Source organism: Nocardioides sp. (genome assembly GCF_025964975.1).
Taxonomy (GTDB): Bacteria; Actinomycetota; Actinomycetes; order Propionibacteriales; family Nocardioidaceae; genus Nocardioides.
On the sequence record NZ_JAOPXV010000166.1, the window covers coordinates 43376 to 52926 of the forward strand.

At 69.7% G+C, this 9551-nt stretch carries 6 protein-coding genes; 3 read left to right on the plus strand and 3 right to left on the minus strand.

Annotated elements, in window-relative coordinates:
- Window positions 1-24 precede the first annotated feature (24 nt).
- On the plus strand, window positions 25-1005 hold the full coding sequence (locus tag JWN68_RS12865) for an NAD(P)-dependent alcohol dehydrogenase (protein WP_297739514.1): 981 nt from the start codon (window positions 25-27) through the stop codon (window positions 1003-1005).
- Here the strand turns inward: JWN68_RS12865 and JWN68_RS12870 are convergent.
- The 3 genes from JWN68_RS12870 to JWN68_RS12880 form a co-directional block, all read right to left on the minus strand.
- Window positions 998-2497: an MFS transporter gene (locus JWN68_RS12870; protein WP_297739500.1), complete on the minus strand. Its 1500-nt coding sequence runs from the start codon at window positions 2495-2497 to the stop codon at window positions 998-1000. The two genes, JWN68_RS12865 and JWN68_RS12870, sit on opposite strands and share 8 nt — an antisense overlap.
- 156 nt (window positions 2498-2653) lie before the next feature.
- Window positions 2654-4108: an MFS transporter gene (locus JWN68_RS12875; RefSeq protein ID WP_297739502.1), complete on the minus strand. Its 1455-nt coding sequence runs from the start codon at window positions 4106-4108 to the stop codon at window positions 2654-2656.
- 98 nt (window positions 4109-4206) lie between these two features.
- On the minus strand, window positions 4207-4857 hold the full coding sequence (locus JWN68_RS12880) for a DJ-1/PfpI family protein (RefSeq protein ID WP_297739504.1): 651 nt from the start codon (window positions 4855-4857) through the stop codon (window positions 4207-4209).
- 63 nt (window positions 4858-4920) lie between these two features.
- Here JWN68_RS12880 and JWN68_RS12885 point away from each other — a divergent pair, with 63 nt between their 5' ends.
- The gene (locus JWN68_RS12885) at window positions 4921-7689 is read left to right on the plus strand and encodes an AAA family ATPase (RefSeq protein WP_297739506.1); all 2769 of its coding nucleotides are present in this window, start codon (window positions 4921-4923) and stop codon (window positions 7687-7689) included.
- 102 nt (window positions 7690-7791) lie between these two features.
- Window positions 7792-9162: an alpha/beta fold hydrolase gene (locus JWN68_RS12890; RefSeq protein ID WP_297739508.1), complete on the plus strand. Its 1371-nt coding sequence runs from the start codon at window positions 7792-7794 to the stop codon at window positions 9160-9162.
- The last annotated feature ends 389 nt before the right edge of the window (window positions 9163-9551 follow it).

The following is a 9551-nucleotide window of genomic DNA, read 5'->3' on the forward strand; positions in this document are numbered from 1 at the left end:
CGCCTCCTCCCGGCGCGCGCCTCGATGCAAGCAGTCGTGCAGGACAGGTATGGCGATGCCAGCACATTGCGTCACGAACGTGTCCCGCGCCCGCGGGCCGGCACGGGCGAGGTGCTCGTTCGCGTGAGCGCAGCGGGTCTGGACCGCGGCACCTGGCACCTGATGACGGGCAAGCCGTACCTGATGCGGGTGGTCGGCATGGGCCTGCGCGGACCCAAGGACAGGGTGCCGGGGCGTGACCTTGCTGGCACGGTCGAGGCGGTCGGGCCAGCCGTGACCAGGTTCGCCGTGGGCGACGAGGTGTACGGCATCGGTCGGGGCTCGTTCGCCGAGTACGCCGTGGCCCGCGAGGACAAGCTCGCTCACAAGCCGGTGGGGCTCTCCTTCCAGGACGCCGCGGTCGTGCCGATCTCTGCCGGCACGGCCCTGCAGGCCCTCATCGACCACGGTCGCCTCGAACCCGGCCAGACGGTGCTCGTCATCGGGGCTTCCGGCGGGGTCGGGAGCTATGCCGTCCAGCTCGCCAACGCCCTCAGCGCGGAGGTCACGGGGGTGGCGAGCGCCTCGAAGCTCGACCTCGTGCGCTCCCTCGGCGCCCACCACGTCCTCGACTACTCGCGCGACGACTGGGCCGACGGTAGCCGCCACTACGACCTTGTCCTGGACATCGCCGGCAATCCGAAGCTGTCCCGGCTGCGGCGGGCACTGGTGCCGACGGGAACAGCGGTGCTCGTCGGAGGGGAGAACGGGGGCAATCTCACCGGCGGGATGAATCGGTCGCTCGGAGCCTTGCTGCTGTCGCCGTTCGTGAGTCAGCGCTTCGCGTGGTTCGTCTCGCAGGAGACGGCCAGCGACCTCGAACGCCTCGCCGAGTTCATCGAGGCGGGGACCGTGACGCCGAGGGTCGAGCGAGTCTTCACCCTGGATCACGTCCCGGAAGCCGTGCGCCACCTGGACGGCGGCAACGTCCGGGGGAAGGTGGCGGTCGCGGTCCGCGCTACCTGACCGCTGCGGGGGTATCCAGCGGCCCCGGCGATCCCTGGCTCGCGATGGTGCATCCCAGTGCCGCGGTGACCAGGGAGACCAGTGCGGCGGCCGTGAAAGCAGCAGTGAAGCCGGAGGGCCTGAGGACGACCGTGCTCGGCCCGCTCGCCGCCATACCGATCGCGATGAAGGTGGCTGTGCCGAGCGCGGCACCAACCTGGCTTGCCGAGCCCGCCATCCCGGAGGCGAGTCCGGTGTGCGTATCCGGCACCGCAGCAGCGATGACCATCGTGGTCGGAGTGAAGCTGAGCGCCACGCCGGTGGCCAGGAGGAGCAGCCCGGGGAGAACGGCGACCAGGTATCCGGCGTGACGGGGCGCGTACGCCAGCCATATGTGTCCCGCGGCCAGGACCACGAGCCCGACAACGAGCGTCCGCTGCGGTCCCAAGAATCTGACGACCCTCGCGAGCAGTACGAGGGAGACGGCGACCCCGGCCAGAGAAGTCGGAAGCATGGCGAGGCCTGCCTCCCGGGGTGCCAGGTGGAGGGCTTGCTGCAGGTAGAGGGCGACCAGCACGAAGGAGGAGGCGCGTGCCGCGCCGCCCAGGAGCGCCAGCGTCACACCGGTGGACAGGATCCGGGACGCGAAGAGATCGAGCGGCACCAGCGGCTCGGCAACGCGACGCTCGATGAAGATGAAGGCGGCGGTGAGGACCACGAAACAGGGGAAGCCAGCCACGACCTCTGGCGACGTCCAGTCGTCGGCCGCGGCACCGAAGCAAGCATGGACGAGGGCGATGACGGCACCAGTGACGGTCGCGGCCCCGGCCCAGTCGAAGCGGTGCCGGACAACGGTTCCGGGCTCATCGAGGACTCGGCGGGCCAGGAGGACCGAGGCGAAAGACACAGGCACTGTCACGAGGAAGACCGAGGACCAGCCGAACGCGCCAGTGAGCGTCCCTCCGACGAAGACGCCGGTAGCTCCGCCGGCACCCGACGCAGCCCCCCAGATGCTCATTGCCTTGGCGCGGGCTTGTCCCTGGAAGGTCAACAGCAGCAACGACATCGCCGCGGGGCTGAGTGCCGCAGCACCGGCACCTTGGATGATTCGCCCTGCCAGGAGCATCCACTCGTTGCCGGCGGCCGCCGCCAGTAGCGTGCCGACGGTGAACAGGAACGAGCCGGCCATGAACATGCGACGCCGTCCGAACAGGTCCGCGGCACGACCCGACAGCAGCAGCAGCCCGCCGAAGGCGAGGACGTAGGTGTTGACGACCCAGGTCAGGGCGGCTGGGCTGAGCCCGAGGTCGCTCTGGATGGACGGAAGGGCGACGTTGACGATGGAGGTGTCGAGCATGACGACGAACTGCGCTGACACCAGCAGGGCGAAGGCGATACGGGGGCGTTGATGGCGGAGGACGCCGACGCGAGAGCGCGCATCCCCGGCAGCCCGGAACGGTGCGGGCTCTGACCGACGCAGTGGCCTGGCGGGAGGTGCTTCGGTGGTGGTCATTGTGAGCCTGCTTCCGGTGGTGGGGTTGTCTGCCACGGTGCCGTTCGAAGGGCTTTGCTCGCGCCGGCCGGATGGCCGGGTTCTTGGGGTGCACGAGCAGCGCCCCTCCGGGAGGGGCGCTGTTCGGCCGTCTCGGTCGAGCGGTCAGCGGTGAGGTCAGTGCATGTGCAGGGAGCCGCCGCCGCCCCTGGTCGCCGGCATGCGGAGAGCGGCGAAGACCGCGAACGCCACGGACAGGACAGCGGCGCCCACGAAGCCGCGGCTGAACGCGTCCGCAGCTCCGGTCGCGGTCGTGAGCGGACCGGCCGAGGTGGCGATGGCCGAGAGGACGGCGATGCCGAGGGCGGCGCCGACCTCGTGGCCGGTCATCATGAAGCCCGATGCCATGCCGGCGTGCTCGTCGGGAATCCCGCCCATGGCGGAGGTCGAGACCGCCACGAAGACGATGCCGGCGCCGAGCCCGACGATGAGGAGGCCGGGAAGCAGGTTGAGGAGGAAGGTGGCGTCGCTGGGTGCCTGTGACAGCAGCAGCGATCCAGCGCTCGCGATGCCAAGACCGGTGGCTGCCACGACTCGCGCCGAAGCGTGAGCACTGACGTGGGCGGCGAGGTGGGTGCCGACGACCAGCGCCGCCGCCAGCGGAAGGAAGCCGAGCCCGGCTCTCAGTGCGGAAAAGCCCAGGACGGTCTGGAAGAAGATCGACCCCAGGAACACTGCGCCGACGAGCACGCCGGTCACTCCAAGCATGACAACGGTCCCGGACACCAGTGGTCTGATCGACCAGGTGTGAGGGCGGACCAGCGGCTGGGCTGAGCGTCGCTCCACGAGGACGAAAGCGGTCAGCAGTGCGGCGGCGACCGCCAGCCCAAGCAGCGTCCTGGGCGAGGTCCAGCCGTGGGACTCGGTGCCCGAGATCGCGAACATCAGCGCGCCGAGGCCGCTGACGGCGCTGACGGCTCCCAGGACGTCGAACTGTGCAAACGTGCTGGGTGTGGTGGCCTCTCGCGGGAGGACGTGCGCCGCGACGATAAGGGCGGCGACTCCGATCGGGACGTTGACCCAGAAGATGGCCTGCCATCCGGCCCACGTGGTCAAGGCCCCTCCAGCAATCACCCCGGCGGCGATTCCGAGGCCCCCGATGGCACCCCACAACGCCAGGCCCTTGGCGCGCTGGGCCCCTTGGTAGGTCGTCATGATGAGCGAGAGTGCGGCGGGTGTCATGAGGGCCGCGCCGACGCCCTGGGCGCCACGACCCGCGATCAGCTCGTTCGCGTTCGACGCGAAGCCACTGAGGAGCGAGGCGCCGGTGAAGATCAGCATGCCGGTCATGAAGACCCGGCGCCGCGAGAGGAGGTCCGAGATCCGCCCTCCCAGCAACAGGCCGCCGCCTGACATCAAGAGGTAGGCGGTCACCATCCACTGGAGGTCCGAGCTCTGCAGGTGCAGGGACTGGCCGATCGTGGGCAGTGCTGTGTTCACGACCGAGATGTCGAGCACGACGAGGACCTGGGCGATCAGCGCGAGCGAGAGCACAGTCCAGGGCTGGCGCGGCTCGGGCTCAGTCGTCTCATGCAGGGAGGTGTTGCGGCGGGGTGCTGAATGGGCGGACATGGTGACTCCTTCGTGACCGGGCTTCGGGCCCGCAGCCGGCCCCGGAGGTCTGCCCGGGCACTCCCTACATTCGTGCGGCGCGGCGGCGATCGCCCCAGTCAGATGGCCGGGGTTGTCGACACTTCGTCGTGCTGGAGGCCGCGACGGACCTCGTGGGCGCGCTCCGCTCCGGCGAGACGTGACACCAGGTGCAGTGCCAAGTCGATGCCGGAGCTGGTTCCCGCACTCGTCACGAGGTCACCGTCGTCGACAAGTCGAGCGTCCACCTCGGTGATGACGGTGGGGTCGATCTCGGAGAGCGAGTTCAGCAGGGCCCAGTGCGTGGTGGCGCGCCTGCCGGTGAGCAGGCCGGCGGCCGCGTACACAAGGCTGCCGCTCGACACCGACGTCATCAGCGAGCCTGCTGCGCGCTGCTGTCGGATCCACTCCAGGTGGTCCTCGTCGCTCCCCAGCTTCGTCGTGCCCGTGCCGCCAGGATGGATCAGGACGTCCCAGTTGGGTGCATCCTGCCGTGAGTGTCGCGGTTCGAGCCGCAGTCCTCGGGCGCCCACAACGGGGGCCCCTTCGGTCGAGAAGCACGCGATGCTCCAGTCGTCCTCGGGGTGCTCCTGCGTCCAGGACGCCAGCACCTCCCAGGGACCGACCACCTCGAGCTCACCGACTCCGTCGAAGAGGAACAACCCGATGTGACGCTGCTGAGGGTTCTCGCGCGCGGACGGGTCGGCAGAAGAGGGTGTCGAGCGCTGCATGGTGCTCCTGGTGTGGGGGTGATCGGCCAGCCTCGTCGCCTCGGGCCGCGCTCGCCCCGGCCAATGGGCCGGTTTCAGCCGCCGGCGCATCATCGCGAGTACGGTCGCTGGGTGATTGTCGGCCGCGAGCCCGAACTGGCCCGGCTCAGAGCACTCGTCGCACAGGCCCGACACGGGTCGTCGGCAAGCGTCGTGGTCCGCGGCGAGCCAGGTGTGGGGAAGTCAGCCCTGCTCGACGTCCTGATGGCGGAGACCCACGGGGCCACGGTGTTGGCGACCCAGGGCCTGGAAGTCGAGGCGCCCATGGCGTTCGCGGCGCTTCATCGGGTGCTACGACCGCTGTTGCGTTGGGGCGACAACCTTCCTGCCCCTCAGGCGCGCGCACTCCGTGTCGCGTTCGGCGAGGAGGACGGGCTGGGGGTGGAGCCGTTCATGGTGGGCGTTGCGACGCTGTCGATACTGACCGCCGCGGCCGAGGAGAGCCTGGTCCTGTGCGTCGTCGACGACGCCCACTGGCTCGACCCCGCGTCGGCGGACGCGCTGCTGTTCTGTGCCCGTCGTCTTGGCGCTGACCGCGCCGTGATGGTGTTCGCGACCAGGGACGACACCGATGGACGCTTCAACCCGCAGGGCATCCCCGAGCTGGTCCTGACCGGGCTGGACCCGGACGCGGCGCGAACGCTGCTCGGACAGCGCTCGGACGTCGCCCCCACGGCGGATGTCGCCGAACGACTCATCATCGAGACGCGAGGCAACCCCCTGGGCCTTCTGGAACTGCCGAGTGAGTTGTCGGCGGACCAGTTGCGCGGGTCGTCGGCGCTCCCGACCGAGCTCCACCTCACCGCCCGGGTCGAGCGGGTCTTCCTCGAGCGGAGCCTTCGACTTCCCGCCTCCGTGCAGTCCGTGCTGCTGCTCGCGTCCGCCGACGATACCGGCGACGTCACCGTCCTGAGGGGAGCGTCGGGAACCCTCGGCGTCGACGATGAGGCGTTCGAGGCGGCGCTCGGCTCCGAGCTGCTCAGTGTCGATGGCGGGAGCGTGACCGTGCGACACCCGCTCGTGCGCTCGGCCATCTACCAGGCCGCCTCGAACGGGCGGAGGAGGCGCTCGCACCGTGCCTTGGCGGAGACCCTCGCCGGGATCGGCGATCCCGACCGGGAGGCGTGGCACCGTGCGCTGGCCGCTGCCGGCCCTGACCCGGAGGTGGTTGCCGCCCTCGAGCTGGCCGGCGCTCGCGCGCTGCGACGAGGTGCCTACGTCTCGGCGTTGGCAGCCTACGAGCGGGCGGCAGCGCTGTCGGCCGACGCCACCCAGCGTGCCACTCTGACCTTCGCGGCAGCTCGCGCCGCCTGGGCATGTGGACACGCCGCTCGTTCCCAGCTCCTGCTCGCGGCGGCCGCGGCAGCCGCCACCGAGCCGATCCTGGTGTGCGACATCGCACGCCTTCACGGACACATCGAGGTCAACATCGGATCGGCCGCCGATGCGCACCGCATGTTCGTCAGGGCAGCGCACGACGTACACCACCTGGACCCGGCACGGGCCCTCGAGCTCGCGGCCGCCGCCGCGATCATGCGGACCTTCGGTGCCGACAGCGGCGCCAGGTTGGCTGCCCAGGAGGTCGTCGCCTCTCCCACCGCAGGGGACCAGCCGCGAACGCTGTGCCTCAAGCGGCTGCTCACCGCCATGACGGAGACCGCAGAAGGGAACTGGTCGGCGGCCGTGGAGGCGCTCGACCTCGCCCTGGCAGTGGGTGCGGACGTCGACGACCGAGAGGTCTTCTGGAACCTGGGCAACGCCGCAGTCCAGCTCGGGGACGACGAGGGGCAACAGCGCTTCTACGCCTACGCCCTGTCGCGTGCCCGAGAGGCCGGGGCCGCCACCGCCGTTGTCTACGTGCTGCACAGGTCGTGCTTCGGCGAGTTCCTCGCCGGAAGTCACGTGGCCGTGCGTAGCAACGCCGAGGAGGCCATCGCCCTGGCGACGAGCATCGGCCAGACCAGCATGACCGCGCTCCCGATCGCGTGGCTCGCGCTGCTCGCCGCTACCCAGGGCCGGGACGAATACGACATTCTGCTGGCGCGCCTCGAGGACGTGGAGGCCCGACATCCGTTGGGCATCATGAGCGATCCGGTGCACGACCTCGGCCGCTGGGCGCGGGCGATCCACGCCGCCGGCGCCGGCGACGGCTTCGGAGCGCTGCACCACTTCAGCCTGATCCGGCTCCCGGTGCTCGCACGCATGGCAACCACGGAACACATCGACGCCGCAGTCCGCGCCGGGCGGCCTGAGCTCGCTCAGGCGTGCATCGACGGACTCGAGCCATTCGCCGACGCCACACGCCGCCCGTGGGCACTCGCGACGCTCGCCTACGGCCGCGCCATGGTGGCCGAACAGGGCGACGCGGAGGCGCTGTTCCAGGACGCGTTGTCGCAGCATGCACGCGCGCGCCGACCGCTCGACGAGGCTCGCACTCACCTTGGGTACGGCGAGTGGTTGCGACGCAGCCAGAGGCGACTCGACGCGCGCCAACACCTGCGGCAGGCCTTGGAGACGTTCCAGGACTTGCACGCCGAGCCCCTTGCCACGCGCGCGAACCAGGAGCTGCGCGCCTCCGGCGAAACAGCGCGCCGTCGGGATCCGTCCACCACGGTCAAGCTCACCCCAACAGAGCTCAAGATCGCCCAGCTGGTCACGTCCGGTTTGTCGAACAAGGACGTTGCCACGCAGTGCTGGATCTCCCCACGCACGGTCGCCTTCCACCTGCGCAACGTTTTCAGCAAGGCCGGCGTCACCTCACGCGGCGAACTCGCTCAGGTCGACCTCGCCTGATCCGTAGCGGCATCCCGGCCATCTGACCGTGGCGAGCAATCGCCACGGCGGCCACGCTCGTGAGCAGGGCACCACTCCATACTGCGAGAGAGCGAGACCGCCATGACCGTCCATGTCGAACCAACCCGAGCCCTGGGCCCGCACCCACTGAGAACCCACCCGCGAACCAGCATCGGTCGCGTCGTCGTCGGCTCGATCGCTGCCGGGATCGTCACCGCACTCGTCCTCACTCTCGCGGTCTTCCCGGGTGCGACCGAGAGCGTCGTCACCGGTTCCATCCTTGTGGCGTTCGGCACCGGTTGGGGCCTGATCGCCGGCCTGTCGGCTCGGATGACGGCGCAACCGCAGCGATGGGCCGCCGGTCCGGCCGTCGCGATGACCGTGATCGGTGTCGCCCTGCTCGTGCTCTCACCGCAGGATGCCATTCTCACCTGGGTCAGCTGGGCGTGGCCACCGGCTCTCCTCTCCCTGACCGGCTGGATGTTCGTGCAGATGCGCCGCACCCTTCGCGGCCGGGGCCGTTGGATGCTCACCGCGGTCCTGCTCGTCCTGGTCGCCACCAGCTTCGGTGCCGTCACCCAGGACGTCGCCACCCGCAATGTCCGGGCCGACTACCCCCCTCCGGGCATTGTCTACTCGGTGGGCCGCCACGCCCTCCACCTCGACTGCCATGGGACCGGCAGTCCCACGGTCGTGCTGTTCAACGGCCTGGGCGAGATCTCAGCCACGTGGGCGAGGGTCATCGACGACATGACCGGGACGACACGCGTCTGTGCCTACGACCGGGCTGGCCAAGGCTGGAGCGACGACGCCGCCCCTCAAGGCGGGTTGGCTGCCTCCGCTGACCTGCATCGGCTGTTGGCCGCCGCGGACGAGGACGGTCCCTTCGTCCTGGTCGGCCACTCGACGGGAGGCGCGTACGCCATGGTCTACGCCTCGCAGTACCCCGAGCTGACCGCTGGCATGGTGCTGCTGGACAGTGCCAGCCCGCGCCAGTTCGACGAGCTGCCTGCCTACCCGGCGCAATACGCCGCCATGCGAAGAGGCCTCGCGATCCTGCCGACCCTTGCCCGCGTGGGTCTCGGTCCCGTGCTCGCCTCTGCCTCACATCTTCCGGCCCAGGCGGCAGAGCGGGTCGATGCGATGACCTCTACCGTCCGGGCGTTCCGCAACGGCCGCGACGAGATCACGATGGCTCCCGACGTCTTCCAGCAGGCCCAGGCCCTGACAACGCTAGGAAGCCGTCCGCTCTTCGTGCTGTCGACGTCGGAGAGCCTGGATGGGACGAAGGGATGGCGTGTGGCTCAAAACCGGCTCGCAACGTTGTCCACCAACCAGGCCCTCCGGGACGTCCAGGCCACGCATGCCGGCGTAGTCGATGACGAACACGGTGCCGCCGAGTCCGTCCGAGCCATCACCGCAGTGGTCGATGCCGTTCGCAGCGGAGCGCAGGTGACCACCGCTGCTCGGTAGCTCCTCGGCAGGGACCGGTGGCGCAGCCCAGCCCCCGCCCTACCAGCCTCAACTGAAGTAGACCCCGAGTGGACGACAAAAGCCGCAGGTCAGCGGGGGTGACCTGCGGCTTCTTCGTTCGGTGCACATGGGCCGTTCGTTGGCGCTCGCGGCTTGCCCCACTCGCCCCGCACAAGTCGGATCGAACCCGCGAACGACAAAGCCCCCGTGTTGTGTGCACGGGGGCTTCGTCCGATCTGTGTGCCTGTAGGGATCCGAACCCCAAACCTTCTGATCCGTAGGTGGACGCAACTTCAGTGACGTCCAGCAGAGTGGTGTACGGGTCACCGGTAAGGGTGTCGCTGTAGAAGCAGTGACGGCCACCGCGTGATCCTTCGAGTGATCTCCTA